18 protein-coding genes are annotated in these 17,603 nt (G+C 49.8%); all 18 read right to left on the bottom strand.

Features of this window, described 5'->3' with window-relative positions:
* Positions 1–57 precede the first annotated feature (57 nt).
* Entirely contained in the window at positions 58–1,203 is a 1,146-nt protein-coding gene (gene flhB, locus B2R29_RS03555; protein WP_301179820.1) for a flagellar biosynthesis protein FlhB, read from the bottom strand.
* An 8-nt stretch (positions 1,204–1,211) separates the two neighbouring features.
* Positions 1,212–1,988, bottom strand: a complete 777-nt coding sequence (fliR, locus tag B2R29_RS03550; RefSeq protein ID WP_301179819.1) for a flagellar biosynthetic protein FliR — start codon at positions 1,986–1,988, stop codon at positions 1,212–1,214.
* 3 nt (positions 1,989–1,991) lie between these two features.
* Positions 1,992–2,261, bottom strand: coding sequence for a flagellar biosynthetic protein FliQ (locus B2R29_RS03545; RefSeq protein WP_076514922.1), 270 nt, complete (start codon positions 2,259–2,261; stop codon positions 1,992–1,994).
* Between the two features lie 41 nt (positions 2,262–2,302).
* Entirely contained in the window at positions 2,303–3,067 is a 765-nt protein-coding gene (fliP, locus tag B2R29_RS03540; protein ID WP_374047305.1) for a flagellar type III secretion system pore protein FliP, read from the bottom strand.
* Positions 3,067–3,474, bottom strand: a complete 408-nt coding sequence (gene fliO / locus B2R29_RS03535; protein ID WP_301179818.1) for a flagellar biosynthetic protein FliO — start codon at positions 3,472–3,474, stop codon at positions 3,067–3,069. The genes fliP and fliO overlap by 1 nt, the downstream gene beginning before the upstream one ends.
* A complete protein-coding gene (gene fliN / locus B2R29_RS03530; RefSeq protein WP_301179817.1) occupies positions 3,449–3,979 on the bottom strand; it encodes a flagellar motor switch protein FliN in 531 nt (176 codons plus the stop codon). The genes fliO and fliN overlap by 26 nt, the downstream gene beginning before the upstream one ends.
* 12 nt (positions 3,980–3,991) lie before the next feature.
* Entirely contained in the window at positions 3,992–4,960 is a 969-nt protein-coding gene (gene fliM, locus B2R29_RS03525; protein WP_068442311.1) for a flagellar motor switch protein FliM, read from the bottom strand.
* 9 nt (positions 4,961–4,969) lie between these two features.
* Entirely contained in the window at positions 4,970–5,500 is a 531-nt protein-coding gene (locus B2R29_RS03520) for a flagellar basal body-associated FliL family protein (RefSeq protein ID WP_301179816.1), read from the bottom strand.
* A 289-nt stretch (positions 5,501–5,789) separates the two neighbouring features.
* Positions 5,790–7,148: a flagellar hook-length control protein FliK gene (locus tag B2R29_RS03515; RefSeq protein WP_301179815.1), complete on the bottom strand. Its 1,359-nt coding sequence runs from the start codon at positions 7,146–7,148 to the stop codon at positions 5,790–5,792.
* Positions 7,149–7,226: 78 nt separating this feature from the next.
* The gene (locus tag B2R29_RS03510) at positions 7,227–7,553 is read right to left on the bottom strand and encodes an Hpt domain-containing protein (RefSeq protein WP_301179814.1); all 327 of its coding nucleotides are present in this window, start codon (positions 7,551–7,553) and stop codon (positions 7,227–7,229) included.
* Positions 7,550–9,250 carry an ATP-binding SpoIIE family protein phosphatase gene (locus tag B2R29_RS03505; RefSeq protein ID WP_301179813.1) on the bottom strand — a complete coding sequence of 567 codons (1,701 nt, stop codon included), beginning with the start codon at positions 9,248–9,250 and terminating at the stop codon, positions 7,550–7,552. Before B2R29_RS03505 ends, B2R29_RS03510 begins: the two co-directional genes overlap by 4 nt.
* Positions 9,251–9,259: 9 nt before the next feature.
* Positions 9,260–9,562 carry an STAS domain-containing protein gene (locus B2R29_RS03500; protein WP_068438777.1) on the bottom strand — a complete coding sequence of 101 codons (303 nt, stop codon included), beginning with the start codon at positions 9,560–9,562 and terminating at the stop codon, positions 9,260–9,262.
* 59 nt (positions 9,563–9,621) lie between these two features.
* Positions 9,622–10,668 (bottom strand): protein-glutamate methylesterase/protein-glutamine glutaminase, encoded by a 1,047-nt coding sequence (locus B2R29_RS03495; RefSeq protein WP_301179812.1) that lies wholly within the window; start codon positions 10,666–10,668, stop codon positions 9,622–9,624.
* Between the two features lie 12 nt (positions 10,669–10,680).
* Complete coding sequence (cheD, locus tag B2R29_RS03490) at positions 10,681–11,325, bottom strand: chemoreceptor glutamine deamidase CheD (protein ID WP_068442297.1); 645 nt, start codon at positions 11,323–11,325, stop codon at positions 10,681–10,683.
* Positions 11,326–11,336: 11 nt separating this feature from the next.
* Positions 11,337–12,173, bottom strand: coding sequence for a CheR family methyltransferase (locus tag B2R29_RS03485; protein WP_301179811.1), 837 nt, complete (start codon positions 12,171–12,173; stop codon positions 11,337–11,339).
* An 18-nt stretch (positions 12,174–12,191) separates the two neighbouring features.
* Complete coding sequence (locus B2R29_RS03480) at positions 12,192–14,939, bottom strand: methyl-accepting chemotaxis protein (protein WP_301179810.1); 2,748 nt, start codon at positions 14,937–14,939, stop codon at positions 12,192–12,194.
* 43 nt (positions 14,940–14,982) lie between these two features.
* On the bottom strand, positions 14,983–15,504 hold the full coding sequence (locus tag B2R29_RS03475; RefSeq protein WP_301179809.1) for a chemotaxis protein CheW: 522 nt from the start codon (positions 15,502–15,504) through the stop codon (positions 14,983–14,985).
* A gap of 8 nt (positions 15,505–15,512) precedes the next feature.
* Complete coding sequence (locus tag B2R29_RS03470) at positions 15,513–17,600, bottom strand: chemotaxis protein CheA (protein WP_301179808.1); 2,088 nt, start codon at positions 17,598–17,600, stop codon at positions 15,513–15,515.
* Positions 17,601–17,603: the final 3 nt, after the last annotated feature.

Genomic DNA, 17,603 nt, shown 5'->3' with positions numbered 1-17,603 from the left:
TCGCAAGAAGTGTTCCCGTTTTAATTAAGGGAAGCATTTTTATCGAATTTTTTCGGGTTATGACGGGTCCGGGTCCACTCTCAGGTCACGAGGAATTGGCATGTCAGGCTTACGTTCAGGCTTCGGCCCTTTACCCTTGGCGAACTGATCCATCTGATAGATATATGCCAGTACCTGCGCCACGGCGACATAGAGCCCTTCCGGAATTTCATCGCCGACTTTGGTGTGTGTGAAGAGCGCTCGGGCCAACGGCGGAGCCTGCATCTGAGGTACGTTATTTTCTTTGGCGATTTCGCGTATTTTCAACGCCACCCGATCTGAACCTTTTGCCAGTAGTACAGGCGCTGCACTGGCCCCAGCGTCATAGCGCAGAGCAACGGAATAGTGAGTCGGGTTGGTGATTACAACATCAGCCTCGGGCACGTCTGCCATCATCCGGCGTTGAGCGACCTCACGCTGCAACTGGCGAACCTTGCTTTTGACTTCGGGCTTACCCTCGGTTTCTTTGTATTCGTCTTTGATCTCCTGCATCGACATACGCATCTTTTTCGTGAAGCTGTATATCTGCCACGGCACATCGACAATGGCGATCAATGCCGTAGAAGCACACAAGGCTAGTACGCTCCAGATGATGATAGTCACCGCGTGATCGATCGCCGACTCGGTACTTTCATATTGAATACGCATCGCATCCTGGAAAAAGAACATCAGTGTCAACCACGCGACCGTACCGACCACCAGAACCTTTGCCCAGGCTTTAAACAATTCAACCAGAGAATTAGCGGAGAACATCCGCTTGAGACCACTGAGCGGATTTAAGCGATCAAGCTTGGGGGTGATCGCTTTACCCGAAAACAACCAACCGCCAACCAACAGCGGGCCGGCGAACGCAGCAATCAATACAACAACTAACCACGGAGCAAGCGCCACCGCAGCCTCCAGTGCAGAAGCATCGAGATACGACGTCATCATACCGGTATCAAACGCAGTATCCCGATCGAACGAGAAAGAATGCTTCGCCATTGCCGCGATACGCTCGGACATAAAAGGGCCGAACATCAATAAGCCAGCGGCACCCATGACCAGCACCATGGTCGTACCCAGCTCTTTCGATCGGGGAACCTGACCCTCGTCGCGCGCTTTCTGGAGGCGTCGGGGGGTGGGTTCTTCTGTTTTTTCCTGACTACTGTCCTGCTCTGCCATAACGACCTCTAGAGAGTGATCAGTTTCTTCAGAAACTCAAATAGTACATCCATGTAGCCATGGAAGCTGGTTGCCATTTCGTCAATGTTCAACCACATAATCAACAGACCAACGATCATGGTCACCGGAAAACCTAGTGCAAAGATATTCAACTGAGGGGCCGCACGGGTCATGACACCAAATGCTAAGTTAACGATCAGCAAGGCCGTCATGGCTGGCAAAGAAATCACCACCGCAGCGGCAATCATCCAGCCACTCCAATTCACCAGCAATCCAAATTGTTCCGCAGAAAAACTCGCCATACCAATGGGGATAGAACGGAAGCTATCGACCAGAATTTCGATGAGTACCAGATGCCCGTTCAACGACAAAAAAACGAGGCTGACCATAAACAAAAACCACTGCGAGATAACCACCACAGATGCCCCCTGACTGGGATCTACGGTGGTGGCAATACCGAGGCCGGTCTGCATCGCAATCAACTGCCCCGCAATCACAAACACCTGCATGAGTAATTCGGTCACGAATCCGAGTAAGATTCCTATCAACAATTGCTGCAGAATAATGATCACAGAAGCAAGAGAGATGGCTTCGACCTTAGGGATCGGCGGTAATAGCGGTACGACAACCAGGGTAACTGCAACGGCAAGAAGCAGGCGCACCCTCATTGAGACCATGCGAGTACCGATCAAAGGCATCACCATTAGAAGACCGGATATCCGCGCAAAGGGATACACATAGCGGGTAATCCAGTGGCTGATATCCAGTGCTTCGACCTCAATCACAGCTCACCCGATCAGAAACGGAATATTGAGGTAGATTTCACGCGTAAAATCGAGCACAGCACTGACGGCCCAGGGGCCAAACATAATCATCGCCAGCAAAGTCACCACCAAACGCGGAAGAAAGCTCAGCGTCTGCTCATTGATCTGAGTTGCCGCCTGAAACGTACTTACCATCAGACCAATAATCAAACTTGGGACAATGATCACCACAACAATGGCCAGCACGATATAGAGCGCGCTGGTAAAAATATCACCGATTATCGCTTCAGACATCACGGCCTCCCGAGTGCGTATTTGTGACCATGTTTCCCTTTCTAAATCGTTCCGAAACTGTTCGCCAGAGTACCCATGATTAATGCCCAGCCATCAATCAATACGAACAACATGATTTTAAATGGCAACGATATAATGATGGGCGACAGCATCATCATACCCATGGCCATCAGGATACTGGCCACCACAAGGTCAATGATCAGGAACGGAATAAATATCAGGAAGCCAATCTGAAAAGCCGTTTTCAGTTCACTGGTGATAAATGCTGGAATCAGAATATGAATCGGCGTTTCTGCCGGGCCTGCAATATCAGTACGGCCGCTAATGCGTACGAAAAGATCAAGATCCGTTTCCCGTGTCTGCGCTAGCATAAACTCATGCATAGGAACCGCTGCTCGCTCCAGCGCCTCCAGCGGAGCAATCTCTTCGGCAAGATATGGCTGTATCGCATCGGCATTAACGATACGAAATACCGGCATCATAATAAACAAAGTAAGAAACAGAGAAAGTCCCAGCAGTACCTGATTGGATGGCGTCTGCTGTAAACCAATGGCCTGACGAAGAATTGCCAACACAACAATAATGCGGGTAAACGAGGTCATCATAATGAGCAACGACGGTAACACCGTCAGCAGCGTCATTAATACAAGAATCTGAATAGTCACCGAGTACTGACCACCATTATCATTGGCGGTGTACACAACAGCAGGAATGCCGCCCGGCCCAGTTACGGGCGTCGCGGGATCAGCACCGAAAGCAACCATCGGCATAAAAAACAGGATGGGTAACCAGCGCATCAGAGTCATCATTTGCGCACGGCCTTTTTCAGAATGTCGGCAAAATCGGCAGGCTTACTTTCAGCGACATCAATCGGTTGATCAAGGGTCGCCAGTGTATTAATGCCATGCGGTGTAATACCAATCACCAGCTGCTGCTCACCGGCTTGAATAATGGCTACTTTTTCACGCTGTCCAAGAGGCAACACTGCCAATGTCTTAAGATGTTGAGCGCCGCCAGTCCACTGACCAACCCGGGTTTTATTGACCAGCCAGGCCAAGCCAACGATGAGCCCGAGGATAAGCACCAGAAACAGTACGACTTTTCCAGCGCTTGCCATCGGTGTCGCCTGCAACATTGGCGCGACCTGCTCTTCAGCGGCTGCCAGCCCGGGCAGAAACAACAATAAACTAGCGCAGACGGTGTATACGTTCACTCTGACTCACCACATCCGTCAGGCGGATACCAAACTTATCGTTAACCATGACCACCTCACCATGTGCAATCAGAGTTCCATTCACCAGAACGTCCAATGGCTCACCAGCCAAACGATCCAGCTCAACGACTGACCCCTGATTTAATTGCAACAGGTTTCGGATAGGTATTTTGGTCGCGCCTACTTCCATTGATATACGAACCGGAATATCCAGAATGACTTCAAGCTCGGGATTATCACCATTACCTCCAGGGCGACCTTCGTCCTGCAGCTCATCAAGCTCGACCTGTTTTACGGGGTCAGGCTCAGGTTCTTCATCTTCAGTTTCACCAGCCTCTTCCATTGCCGCCGCCCACTCATCTGCAAGCGCCTGACTATCTTCCTCGCCTTCTGTCGCACTGTCGTCGCCACTGGCTTCTTCGATACCACCCGCCACTTCATCAGCAAGTTTCTGAGGATCTAATTCTTCTTCGGGTGACTGATCCTGATCTTTTTCGTCACTCATAACCTGCTCCTGTCAGCGTTTTCTGTGAGAAATCTGTTCTTTTATTTTGACGGCCAGATTCTCATTGGATATGCCCATTTTCCCGGTAAAAATTGGAATGCCATTCGCTTCCAATACAAAGTCTTCGGGAATTTCTATTGGTATTACATCGCCGGTTTTCAGCGCGGCAACTTCTCGTAACGTAATGTCTCTCTGCGCCAGCGTTCCGTGTATCTCAACCGGCGCTTCGAGAATATCTTCGCGAAGAGACTGCTGCCAACGCTCATCCACGTCGTCAACATCGCTCTGAAAACCTGCATCCAGAACCTCGCGCATCGGTTCAATCATGGAATAAGGAATCGTCAGGTGAAGATCCCCCCCGCCACCGTCGAGTTCAATATGAAAAGTACTGACGACCACGACTTCACTCGGGCTGACGATATTCGCCATCGCAGGGTTTACTTCAGAGCCGACGTATTCAAACTCAACAGGAATCACCGGTGACCAGGCTTCCATCATGTCGTTGAAGACCTGCGTCAGAATTAACTGCACCACTCGTACTTCGGTCGGAGTAAATTCACGACCTTCAATCTTAGCGTGACGACCATCGCCACCAAAAAAGTTATCCACCAGCTTAAAAACCAGCTTCGCATCAAGGATAAACAACGCTGTACCACGCAAAGGACGCATCTTCACGAGGTTCAGGCTGGTAGGTACATACAAGGTATGTATGTACTCACCAAATTTCATAATCTGAACACCACCGGAGGCAACATCGGCACTTCGGCGCAGAAAATTAAACATGCTGATGCGGGTATAGCGGGCAAATCGCTCATTGATCATCTCCAGCGTCGGCATACGTCCGCGGACGATACGGTCGTTACTGGTCAGATCGTAGGATTTGATTCCGGCCGCATCGACCTCTTCTTCGGGGCCAATGTCGCCGTCGTCTACACCATGCAATAAGGCATCGATTTCATCTTGCGACAGTAAATCCTGCACAACTCATTCCTACTGCATTACAAAGTTGGTAAACAGCACAGCTTCGACACCGTCAGAGCCTGCTTCCCGTTCCATCATTTCCGTGATTGCGCTTTTTAAAGCGTTCTGCAGAGCAACCCGTCCTTCGGCTGTTCGTAATGTCGCAAACTCCTGGCGGCTAACAATATTGATTACTTCGTTTCTCACCATCGGCTCGTGCAACTCGAGTGCATCAACGATGGACTGCTGACGCGTCATAATTTCGATACTCGCCTGGACGTATCTCTGACGCGTACCGACCTGAAAACTGATCACAAATTCGGGTTTCAGTTTGACGTACACTGCCGGAATTTCCGGTTCCTCGACGACCTCTTCTACCACTTCTTCATCGGTCGCTTCTTCGTCTTCTCCACCGAGTAAGAAGAAGGCCGCAGCACCACCACCCGCCAGCAAGACAACCACCACAATGCCGATGATGATAATGAGTTTCTTCTTACCACCACCCGACTGTTCTTCTTCGCCTTCCTGACCTTCGAGCTTCAGGTCCTGTTCTTTTGCCATTCGGATATCTCCTTTATGAAGTCAAATTTGCAAAGCTTGTGCCACGTTTTTTCGCCAAAAAAATGACATCAAACTTAAATGCTCAGCCTGATTTCAGTGTAGAAGTAAATCACTGGGGCTACTGGCGGATTTCACCAACAGTCGAAGGAACAGCAACAAAAACAAAGAATCGAGCCACCAGAGCGGCAGCTCTCAGAATAAAATGAGGACAAAAGCGTCGAGTGCGTAGCCTCAGATAAGCAACTCAGACCAGAAGCATGGTCTTACAGTCTGAGCTGAGTTCAGAAGGCTAAGCGAACGTATCCAGCAGCGAATCTGGCGCAGGAACATGAACCTCATTTCCCCCGACGAGCTCATCACCCTCAACACCTGAGCCGCCGGCATAGCCGTTGTCTCCGCCATCAGAGCCATCGGAACCGCTGTCCCGGCCCTGGCCGCCACTGTCAGCTGAAACACTGAACTCATTCAATTCGATGCCTTCAGCAGCCAACGCATCCCGCAATCGCTGCGCACTGCTATCAAGAACATCTTTCACCTGATGGCTTTGTGCAGACACCTGAACACTGGCCTGATCGTTCTGAACCTGCATTCGGATTTCAAGACTGCCCAGCTCGGGAGGGTCCAGCTGAATGCGAGCGTGCTGCACATCATTGGCCACCATGGTCATCAGACGAGCGCCCAGAGCTGGCGTCCACTCGCGACGATCCTGACCAAAATCTAACCGCTCGCGGAACTGGCGCTGAAGCTTCTGCTCGAAACCTTCCTCGAAGCTGTAGTCTTCCGTGGCAATTTCTTCACCGGTGCTCTCGGCGTTGATCAGGTCAGATGCGGCAGTAACATTTATAGCAGTGGCCGTCTGAGACTGGGCAGGCGTCGCTGAGGCTGACTGTAACTGAGCGGGTGCGTTGTTCTGCATTCCCGTCAGGTTGTCACGGTAGCCAGACGTTTCAACCGGGCTGTCTTCAGCCGTGACCGGCTTAAATACGCCACTGACCAGCTCTGCTTCGGCATCTTCTGCAGCGGCATCGACACCATCAGTTAATGGCACTGATGCTTGTGGTTTACCTGACGTTTTCTGATCAGTTTGCAAACGACCCTCGGCTGCGTTCTGACTTCGTACAGCAGCTGCAACAGGAGAAACAGACGCAACAGCGAGTGGCGAAGCTACTTCGACCGCCGCATCCACAGAAGTATCACTATCCACAAGCGCGGCATCTGGGTCCGCATTATCAGTCACGCCTTCCTGATCGGTGTAGCGTACTGAAATATCTTTTCCTTTCTGAATCTGAGCCATCAGGGTGTCTCCCATCAACTCGCGACCAGAATCATCCAGCGGCTTTTCAACTGCAACGAGTGACAACTGGCCTTCAGGAATAATCTGAGCGCCATCTGTTGCAGAGTCCAACGGCAAACTAAGCGGCAAGTCCAGCGGCAGACTTTGCCCCTCTGGCATTGCCGCCAGAGCCGGGGATATACCGCTCTTTTCTAATGATTCGAGCGGTTGAAGTTGCATCTGGTCAAGTAAATTCGAGAAGTCACTTAAGCCAGAGGCCCCGTCACCACTGAGTTTCAGGCCCTGGAAATCAATATTGCCCCCAAGTGACATCAACAGTGATGCCATTGGGCTGTTTGGAAGAGAAGGGTTCATCCCGGTCTCCTGTTATCTGGGTTACCGGTGATATCGCAAAAGGTGGGCCAGTTTTCAGATCAGGGGAATGCGCGGAGCCTATAGGAGAGAATTCAATTGCTGACGAACCCGCAGATAGGACTGCTCAAGTTCGTCAATTGCACCTCTAAGGTGAGCGGTATCGCCGGCGATCGCCATTTTTTCAACCGAATACGCCTGCTCGGCTAATTCAACAGCGCACACATTACTGCTTGCGCCTTTGAAACTATGCACCGTCATGCGGACACTTTCGCAATCGCCCTCTTGCAATGCCTGACGCATTTCGGGGAAACGTCTGTCACTATCACGTATATACAATTCAATGAGAGGCTGAAACTCTTCTTCCATAATGTCTTTCAGCATATTCAACGAATCAAGGTCGATCATGTCTCCAGCTCCAATGGCCAGTGAATAACCACCGACACTTTGTTCCCCTTACCGTGATACTCAATTGAATCACAGATGCTCTCAATCAGGGGAATACCTCGGCCTGAGTAATTATTTCCAATGCTTATATCATGTTGTTGATAGTCGAACCCGTCACCACTGTCTTCCAGAGTCAGAGTCAGCTTACCGCTGTCACCGTCCCCCGTATGATGCATATTAATACGGACAAAACCTTCCTCAAGAGCAGCAACACGCTTTTCTCGCTGACGGTAATACTCCACGAAACCATCTGGCGATTGCTTCATCGAAGACTCCAATCCCAACACACCATGCTCAAAGGCATTTGAAAAAAGTTCAGCGACGACCGTATAGAGCTGACCGCCAATCGCGCGAAGCCCGGGGACCTCCATCATTATATGATTCATCAGTGGCACTGGGTTGAATGACTTCAGCGTAGAAGCTTCGAGACGATACTCCATATTCCAGTCTCGTGGGCCCTGTGAAATACCGGCCTTAGTAACTGCGCTTTCTTTATCTTCACGCAGTGCATCATCCATGACGACTTCAATCAGAGTAGTGTCATCATCCTGTTCCGAACCGTCAACAAATTCGTCCACCGCACGCTGGATATCTTCATACACTTCGCTCGCATGCGCAGAATCTCTTACTACGTTTAATAACCTCTCTTGTCCAAACATTTCACCGTCAGAATTACGGGCTTCGATGATTCCGTCCGACCAGAGAAATAGCCGGTCTCCGTTTGCCATCGGAAATTCGGTCATCTGATCATTGAACTTATCAGCGGACATCACACCCAGAGGAAGATGACGTGATGATAATGTTTCTATCATTTCACCGTCGTTACGCAACAGATAACAGTCTGGCACGCCGCCCATCCATACGCTGGCGGCTTGTCGGTCCGGGGCCAGGTCGACCGCAGCAGCACAACAGAAAAACCCTACCGGCAGAATACTTTTTAACTTCTGGTTGATCTCACGAAGTACCTCACGAAGACCAAAGCCTTTCGCCGTCATTCCGTAAAAGATATCGGCCATCGGCATTGCACCAATCGCAGCCGGAAGCCCATGCCCTGTAAAATCGCCCAGCAATACATGCATCCCACCACCCGGCTTGCGGGCGGCCAACAGAACATCACCGTTAAAAACGGCAAGTGGAGACAGTTCGTATCGGATATTCGGGGAGGTAAGACAGCCTGCGTGGGCAACGTTATCATACACAGCCTTAGCAACGCACTGCTCCTGCAGCATATGCCGGTTAACACGTGCGATTTCATCACGTTGATTTAGCAGCGTGCGATGCATTTCCGACATGCGGTGATAAGAAGCGATTTTTGCCTGCAGAACTACATGGTTATAAGGCTTGGTTAAAAAGTCATCACCACCTGACTCAAGACAATCGGCCAGGCTCTGTGCATCCGATAGCGATGTCAGAAAGATAACGGGGATAAAATCTTCGTCGGCGATCGTCTTAATCTGGCGGGTGGCCTCCTTTCCGTTGAGGCCAGGCATCATAACGTCCATCAAGACGATATCGGGGCGATGCTCCGTAAAGATATCTACCGCTTCAAATCCGTTTGTCGCTTCTATTACATCGTTTCCCTGGTTGCGGACAACGCGTGATAACACTTTGCGATCAACGCTGTTATCGTCCGCTATCAGGACCTTATAAGCGGTCATGATTACCTGTTACTGAATAGTGAAAAGTTGCTCGAAGTTTGAAATTGCCAGAATCTTACGAACGTCATCATTACAGTTCGTAATTGAAATTTCAGAGTGGTCTCCGCCCGCGTGATCGCGCAGCAGAAGCAGCATACCCAAAGCTGAGCTGTCGAGGTAAGTAGCACCGCCCAGGTCGACAATATATTTCCGCACCTGCGATGCACTTTCATAGGCATCCCGAAACTCCTGATGAGCACTGAAGTCAAAGCGTCCGTCAACCTGAATGACCAGTTCCTGGCCGTTACCCGCCAATGATGCACGTACAGACATGCGACTATCTCCTGAAATAAATCTCGTACAATAGGTTTAGCACAAGCCACAAAAAGTGGTCATATCAATCGTGCTTTTTTAATCATTTCTGACGCAATTCCTGTCAAAGGAATCAGTTCGTCAACCGCACCCAGCTCATAAGCTGATTTAGGCATGCCCCAAACAACGGAAGAGGCCTCATCCTGCGCCATGGTCAGGGCACCAGCGTCATGAAGCCGCTTCATGGCAACTGCGCCATCAGCGCCCATGCCCGTCAGCATCACAGCCACCAGGCGCTTACCACCCGCAACCTGTAGCAATGAATCAAACATTGCCTCAACCGAAGGTTTATGAAGATTCTGTTTCGGGCCATCGTCCACGATAGTGAACAACTGATCACCTTTCCGCCTGAAACGAAGATGACGCCCGCCCTGAGCAATGATCACCCGACCCGGAGTCACCTCAAGATCATTCCTCGCTTCGAGTACTTCCATCGGATAGCGGTTATCCAGACGTTTTGCCAGTGAGGCACTGAAGACCTCAGGAATATGCTGACTGATCACTATCGGCGGACAATTAACCGGTAATGATGAGAGGACCTCTGAAATGGCCTCTGTACCACCGGTTGATGACCCCACGGCAATAATGCGTTTGTAGTTATCGTTCGTTTCACGCGTCACGACTCGTGTCGTTTTCTGGCTTCTTGTCGTTTCAACAGCAACGACACGCGCCTGCGAAGCAATCCGGACTTTATCGCATAGTGCTTCTGCAAATTCGTAAAACTCGTCAGGGCTTTGCGCTTTGGGTTTACAGATGTAATCAACTGCGCCCATTTCCAGCGCCTCAAGCGTCTCGGGTGCCCCTTTTTCTGTAAGGGTCGATACCATCACTACCGGCATGGGTCGAAGGCGCATGAGGTTACTGAGAAACTGCAACCCGTCCATCCTCGGCATTTCAACGTCTAGCGTGATGACATCCGGATTCAACTGTTTAATTTTGTCGCGCGCGATCAATGGATCACTGGCCACTCCGACGACATCGATATCCTCTGTACTATCAAACACTTCGCGAAGCATTTTTCTAATGAGAGCGGAATCATCAATGATCAGGACTTTAATTTTACTCATACAACTTCCCCCTCAAAAGAGATCAATACCGCTGTCTCCCTGCTCCATATCTTCCATTTTAACTTTGCGGCTATATTCAGTTTCACGCTTCATCAATGTATCGTTCTTAACATTGGAGATACGGCGCATTTTCACGGACCCAGTATCGGGGAAGTAAAGAACCTTACGTGCGTAAACATCACCAACATCAGCACTGGCGATTTCAAGCCCCTCATTACGCAAATAGTTGTATACAAAAAGAATATTACGCTGACCAATATCACTCATAGACGCGATCATCTGACCGCCGCCGAAAAGCTTCACTTCTAAATTCTGTCGACGCCCACCGCGTTTAAGTATCTCGTTAATCAGAAACTCCATCGCCCAGGTCCCATAGCGTGAGTTCTGTGTTACCGGGTTGGATCCCCAGACATCGCTTGAGTGTTCATTCTGTTCTGGCAGCATAAAGTGATTCATTCCGCCAATACCTAGCTTACGGTCGCGTATGCAGGCGGAGACGCACGAACCCAACACGGTGGCAATCATCTCTCCCTGTGTCGAAACGTATAATTCACCAGGAAGGATTTTTGCGGCCCAGGTGTTGTGAACCCCATCCCAATATCGCGCGACATGCTCGAAACCACTGAGAGGTTTCGGCTCGGGTGGGCGCTGATGCATAGGCAGACCCCTTAATAGATTTTCTGGTAGATGGTATTACCCACCGACTTAAAGCGGTCTGTCAGACCGTTCAGCGACTCAGAATGACCAATAATCAGATACCCCCCCACCGGTAAATAATCGGCATAGCGGTTGAACAGGGTTTTCTGAGTCTCTCTGTTGAAATAGATTACGACATTACGGCAAAAAATAACGTCGAATTTTCCTTTCATGGGCCAACCTTCAAGAAGGTTCAGGCGCTTAAAGTGCACCAGGTCCCGCATGCTTTTCTTCACGCGAACCTGATTACCAGCCCGGTTCTTTTCAAAAAATCGTTCAACCGTATCATCAGGCACCGACATCAGGCTATCCGCAGGGTAAATGCCCTCAGCCCCGGTACTGACAACATTTGAATCAAGATCGGTCGCGAGAATTTTCACATCAAATGATGAAGCCAAATGCGCTTCAGCGAGGGTAAAGGCGATTGTGTACGCCTCTTGACCGATGGAACAACCAGAAGACCAGATTCTGACCTTCTTATCTGATTTTTTCTTTAATTCCGGGATGACCGTATCCCTCAAAAAATCAAAGTGATGAGGCTCCCGGTAAAAAGACGTCAGATTGGTTGTAATTAGGTTTATAAAATTTGTCGATTCGTCCCTAAAATTGTCTTTAAGATACGCCAGGTAATCTGCAAAGTTTCGATACCCCGTCTGACGCAGCCTGCGAGCTATACGTCCGTAAACCATATTCGCTTTATGGCGACCGAGAACAATCCCCGTATGTTTAAGAGCAAGAGCTGCGATCTCATCGAAATCGCGCTCTGTCATTAAAAACTCTTTGTCGGCTAACAGGGGCTTATCAGACACATGTGCGTTCATACCTGATCAGAACTCTTCCCAGTCATCATGAGAATTACTGACCGACAGCCCACCTTGATCAGCAGCTGGTGCGGACGGAGCTTTTGTCGCTGTAGGAGCCGCAGCTTGAGAAGGCGCTGCCGCGACTGGAGCATCCATCGCCATAGACCCCGATGCAAACGACGCATCAACGGTGAAGAATTCCATCAGCTGAGTCATACCCTGAGCCTGTCCGGCCATTGCCTCACCAGCCGCAGTTGCCTCCTCAACCAGAGCAGCATTCTGCTGGGTCATTTCGTCCATCTGGGCAACCGCGCTGTTCACCTGATCGATACCTGCAGACTGCTCAGCCGCCGCAGTGCTGATTTCCTGAATCATGGCCGATACACGATCAACCGCACCGATAATTTCGTTCAGAGTTTTACCCGATGCATTCACAAGTGACGTGCCAGCTTCAACTTTGTCTACGCTGTCGCGGATCAGATCCTTGATCTCTTTTGCTGCTCCGGCAGAACGCTGAGCCAGGTTTCTTACCTCACCGGCAACCACCGCAAAGCCCCGTCCCTGCTCTCCAGCTCTCGCTGCCTCAACGGCGGCATTCAGTGCCAGCAGGTTGGTCTGGAAGGCGATTTCATCAATTACACCGATAATGTCTGAGATTTTCTTACTGGCCTGATTAATTTCATCCATCGCAGTGACAGCTTTCTCAACGACTTCGCCGCCTTCTTCCGCTTTGTTCTTCGCCGAACTTGCCAGCTCGTTGGCGTGTACAGAATTTTCGCTGGTCTGTTTCACCGCACTGGTCATTTCTTCCATGCTGGAAGCGGTTTCTTCCAGACTCGAAGCCTGAGACTCAGTACGCTTACTCAGATCCGCGTTGCCCTGAGCAATTTCACTCGCGCCCGTAGCAACGGTCGAAGCAGACTCACGGATACGGGTCATGATTTCGGTCAGGCGCTCAACTGTTGAGTTCGCGTCCTGCTTGAGCTTGCCAAATGAGCCCATGTAGTCTGTTTCAATTTTGCGGGTCAGATTGCCATGCGCCAGAGCATCGAAGATACGTACGGTATCGTTAACAACATCATCCGCAATACCAAGCAAACGGTTGAGGCCTTCGGCCAGACCAAGGAAGAAACCTTGCTTACCGATAGTGTCGATCCGACGCGACAGATCTCCACCCGCGGCGGCTTCAACGATGGTATCGATCTCACGCTCAGCACGAACCTCAATGGTACGATCTGTCCACTCAACAACCGTACCCAGACGCTCATTACTTTCATTGATAATCGGGTTAGCGATCAACGAATAATGACGACCACCAACCTCGATCTGGGTTTTATAGGTCTGTGTTAAGGCAGCCAGCATAGAGCGCTGATGCGCAGGATTCTTATGGAATGTATCGATGTTCGCGCCCATCAAGGCCGAGGCATTGAATGAAGGCAGGTCCTTACGCAGATCCGCTTCAGAGTCCTTCATCATATTTTCAACGGCTTCGTTCATATAAATGATATTGCCGTCAGTGTCTGCAATCATGGCGTTCGTGCTGACAGAGTCGAGTGCCTGACGTACGCGAAGGTTCTCGTTTGCAATCCGCTTTTCTTCTTCACGGGCTTTTAGGATATCGGTCATATCAACCCACTCAACCACGGTACCAATGCGGTTACCATCGGCGTCGTACCAGGGAGATGCAGTCAGATCAAACTTGACGTCATCGAACGACAGCTGAGTTTCGATAGGCCCATCCAAAGACTGCAGAATGCCTCGCTGATGCGAAGGCTTTTTATGGAAGCTATCGACGTTGGTGCCGATCAACTCCGACACTTTAAAGTTACTGAGATGCTTCTGGATGTCTGCTTCACGATTCTGAAGCATTTTCACCATCTCATCGTTCATATAAACAATGTTGAGATCATTATCTGCCATCATCACCGTTGCCTGACACAACTTCAATGCACTGGCGATCTGAGCATTCTTCTCATTGACCACAGCCCTGGCTTTCTGCTCGGTAATATCTGAGGCAAATTTCACGACCTTAACGACATCACCATCATCATTGACGATAGGGTTATAAGTCGCCTGAATCCAGACTGAGCTACCATTTTTGGCTACACGCTCGAACTCATCGGCACTGAATTCACCTTGTCCCAGCTTCTTCCAGAATTCTGCGTATTCAGGGCTGTTTGCATACTCTGGTTTCACGAACATGCGATGATGCTTCCCCTGAATTTCGCTTAGCTGATATCCCAGAGTCTTCAGGAAGTTATCGTTCGCCGTCAGGATCTCACCTTCTGGCGTAAACTCGATCATGGCCTGGGCACGGCTGATCGCTTCTACTTTGCCCGCGAAATCAATATTCCGGCGTTTCTGCTCGGTAATATCAGTTGCGTACTTAATAACCTTCACCACTTTGCCTGTTTCATCAAAGATTGGGTTATACGTCGCCTGAATCCAGATACTCTCGCCAGCTTTATTAAAGCGCTCAAACTCCGCCGTCTGAAAATCTCCACGTGCCAAAGAATTCCAGAAGGCCGCGTATTCTGGAGTTTTAGCGTACTTAGCCGACACAAAAATACTGTGGTGCTGGCCCTGTATCTCCTCCAGGCGGTAGCCCATCGCATCCAAAAAATTCTGATTTGCTGTGACAATCGTTCCGTCCGGCTTGAATTCAATAGAAGCCTGACTTTTCTCAATCGCAGCCAGCTTCCCTTCCATTTCACGGATTTTATTAGGGTCGATGGCTGCGCCACCGGAAATGATATTGCGGAAAAAGCTCATAGTTACCTTCCTGTACCTTCTTCAGGCAAATACCTTACGGCAGTTAATCTTCATCAATAGAATAAGGAGTTGCAGCCATACCCATGCGTAGCATCAGTAGCTCTTCTACATCGAGCAGAATGACCATCTTCTCGTTCACGTTCACCAGACCTTTTATAAAATCTGAGTTGTCGTCCTCCGTAAGTTCTGGAGGTCGACGGGTATCTTCGTCGGCAATGGTATAAACATCGGATACAGCATCGACAACAATACCCATCACGCGCTCGCCATTGTCACTGTCAAATTTCAGAATAATGACAACAGTGGTTGCGGTATAATCTGCCTCATCGAGACCGAATCTCAGGCGCAAATCCATAATAGGAACGATGGTTCCCCGGAGGTTGATCACACCGCGGATGTACGAGGGCGCATTAGGGATCAAAGTGGGTTCTTCCCAGCCGCGAATCTCCTGAACAGCCAGAATATCTACACCGTACTCTTCACCTGACATGATGAACGTCAGGTATTGCTGCTCGTCGCCGATGTCGCCTTCGGGCAAAACTATTTCTTTCTTAAGCTCTTCCATCCCGGACCTCATGCAGCTCGTTCAGAGCGGTTCTGGTTTCGTTTAACAGGAACAATATTTTTACCGATACTGGAAATGTCGATTATTAAAGCAACGGTTCCATCACCCAGAATTGTGGCGCCCGAAATACCGGACACTTTCTGATAATTCTGTTCAAGACTCTTAATAACGACCTGCTGCTGGCCCAGAAGATCATCGACCACGATGCCAATTTTCTCGTTGTCACCTTCAACAACCACCAGCATCATTTCATCGACAACATCTTTGTCATCACGCAGTCCAAAGATCTGATCGAGTCTTACAATCGGAATATATTCATCGCGCAGCTGCATGACGTACTGGCTACCGGTGACATGATTCAGTGAAGATCTGTGAATCTGGATGGATTCAACAATCGATACCAGCGGGAAGATGTACGTTTCTTCGCAGACCTTAACGAGTTGTCCATCGAGAATAGCGAGTGTCAGTGGCAAGCGAATAATGAAAGTGGAACCCACGTTACGCTGAGACTTCACTTCAATACTGCCATTCAGCGCCTGAATATTCCGACGCACCACATCCATACCAACACCACGGCCAGAAATATCGCTCACCGCTTCTGCTGTTGAGAAACCCGGCAGGAAGATAAGGTTGTGAATTTCTTCTGGGGTCAGGTTGTTGTTCTCAGGTACCAGACCTTTTTCTATGGCTTTCGACAGAATCCGGTCTTCGTTCAGACCCGCGCCGTCATCTGCCACTTCAATAACGATATTTCCGCCCTGGTGGTACGCATTCAGGGTGATGGTTCCCTCTTCGGATTTACCGGCAGCGATACGCTTTTCTGTTGTCTCAAGCCCGTGATCCATTGAGTTACGAACGAGGTGCACAAGAGGATCGTTGATCTTTTCCATCACCGTTTTATCAAGTTCCGTCTGCTCACCGATGGTTTCGAGAATAACTTTCTTACCGAGCTGACCACCCAGATCCCGTACCAGACGCGGGAAGCGACTGAAGGCAAAACTGATCGGCATCATGCGTATTTTCATGACGCTTTCCTGCAGTTCGCGCGTATTCTGTTCCAGCTGAGACAAGCCTTCCTGTAATTTTGCAAGACGGCTCAGATCAAAGTCCTGTCCAAGCTGCCCCAGCATCGACTGGGTAATCACCAACTCACCGACCATATTAATCAGGCTATCGACTTTATCGATGGACACCCGTATTGATGAGCTTTCGGCGGCCTTCTTCGGAGCTTTTGCAGGCTTCGCAGCTTTCTGAGCCTCAGCGATCACAGGTGCTTTTTCCGCAACAACCTCTGGTGTCTCTTGAGATTGCTGTTCCTGCTCTTCAGGGGCTTTCTGATCCGGTATTGTGCTGTTATCCGCAGTGGTATCTGCATCACCCGTTAGAGGCGAATAGGTCAGATCACACTCATCCTCGACCCACTCAAAAATCGCTTTGATATCTTCGAGTGGCACTGAGGTCGTGACTTTGATCTGCCAGTTGATGATGCATTCTTCTGGCGTCAGACTGCTCAGTTCTGGGACATTGTCGATATCGGCGGTAACATCAAAGCTGTCTTCCCCGACCAGTTCGCGCAATTCACGGAACATACGGAAGGGTTCATTACCGGTCATCAGCAGATCGGTATGAGGGTGTACATCGATTAACCAACCATGATCTTTTTCGTCAGAGTCTGCGTCGGTATTTTCTGAAGCAGCACTCTCCTGCTCCATTCCAAGAATCACCTCGAATTCTTTACGCAACTCGGCAGGGCGTTCTGTCTCTGGATCGTTTCCATCCTGCATATCGGAAAGCATGCCACGCAGACAGTCGACCGACTGCAGAAAAAGGTCGACGTAGCGGGGCTCCATGGAGCGTTTTCCGGAGCGTATTTCGTCAAGCAAGGTTTCAAGAACGTGTGTGAACTCAGACACAGGCATAAAGCCAAATGTACCTGCGCCACCTTTAATAGAATGAGCCGCGCGAAAGATATTATTGACGGTCTCGTCATCGACATCTGCAGGGTCCATATCCAGCAGCTCACTTTCCATAACGTCCAGGCCTTCGAAACTTTCTTCGAAAAATACCTGATGAAATTGCGACAGATCGACACTCATGTG

The sequence above is a fragment of the Thalassolituus sp. UBA3500 genome, from assembly GCF_002377545.1.
Taxonomy (GTDB): Bacteria; Pseudomonadota; Gammaproteobacteria; order Pseudomonadales; family Oceanobacteraceae; genus Thalassolituus.
This window is presented reverse-complemented; position numbering and strand designations above follow the sequence as displayed.

Excerpts from the sequence above, each read along its gene's own strand:
- flhB (WP_301179820.1), bottom strand. The coding sequence starts at position 1,203 with ATGGCAGAGCAGGACAGTAGTCAGGAAAAAACAGAAGAACCCACCCCC.
- B2R29_RS03495 (WP_301179812.1), bottom strand. The coding sequence starts at position 10,668 with ATGAGTAAAATTAAAGTCCTGATCATTGATGATTCCGCTCTCATTAGA.
- fliP (WP_374047305.1), bottom strand. The coding sequence starts at position 3,067 with ATGACTCTGATGCGCTGGTTACCCATCCTGTTTTTTATGCCGATGGTT.
- cheD (WP_068442297.1), bottom strand. The coding sequence starts at position 11,325 with ATGCATCAGCGCCCACCCGAGCCGAAACCTCTCAGTGGTTTCGAGCAT.
- B2R29_RS03515 (WP_301179815.1), bottom strand. The coding sequence starts at position 7,148 with ATGAACCCTTCTCTTCCAAACAGCCCAATGGCATCACTGTTGATGTCA.
- B2R29_RS03470 (WP_301179808.1), bottom strand. The coding sequence starts at position 17,600 with ATGAGTGTCGATCTGTCGCAATTTCATCAGGTATTTTTCGAAGAAAGT.
- B2R29_RS03500 (WP_068438777.1), bottom strand. The coding sequence starts at position 9,562 with ATGTCTGTACGTGCATCATTGGCGGGTAACGGCCAGGAACTGGTCATT.
- fliN (WP_301179817.1), bottom strand. The coding sequence starts at position 3,979 with ATGAGTGACGAAAAAGATCAGGATCAGTCACCCGAAGAAGAATTAGAT.
- B2R29_RS03475 (WP_301179809.1), bottom strand. The coding sequence starts at position 15,504 with ATGGAAGAGCTTAAGAAAGAAATAGTTTTGCCCGAAGGCGACATCGGC.
- B2R29_RS03505 (WP_301179813.1), bottom strand. The coding sequence starts at position 9,250 with ATGACCGCTTATAAGGTCCTGATAGCGGACGATAACAGCGTTGATCGC.
- B2R29_RS03510 (WP_301179814.1), bottom strand. The coding sequence starts at position 7,553 with ATGATCGACCTTGATTCGTTGAATATGCTGAAAGACATTATGGAAGAA.
- B2R29_RS03480 (WP_301179810.1), bottom strand. The coding sequence starts at position 14,939 with ATGAGCTTTTTCCGCAATATCATTTCCGGTGGCGCAGCCATCGACCCT.
- B2R29_RS03545 (WP_076514922.1), bottom strand. The coding sequence starts at position 2,261 with ATGTCTGAAGCGATAATCGGTGATATTTTTACCAGCGCGCTCTATATC.
- B2R29_RS03520 (WP_301179816.1), bottom strand. The coding sequence starts at position 5,500 with ATGGCAAAAGAACAGGACCTGAAGCTCGAAGGTCAGGAAGGCGAAGAA.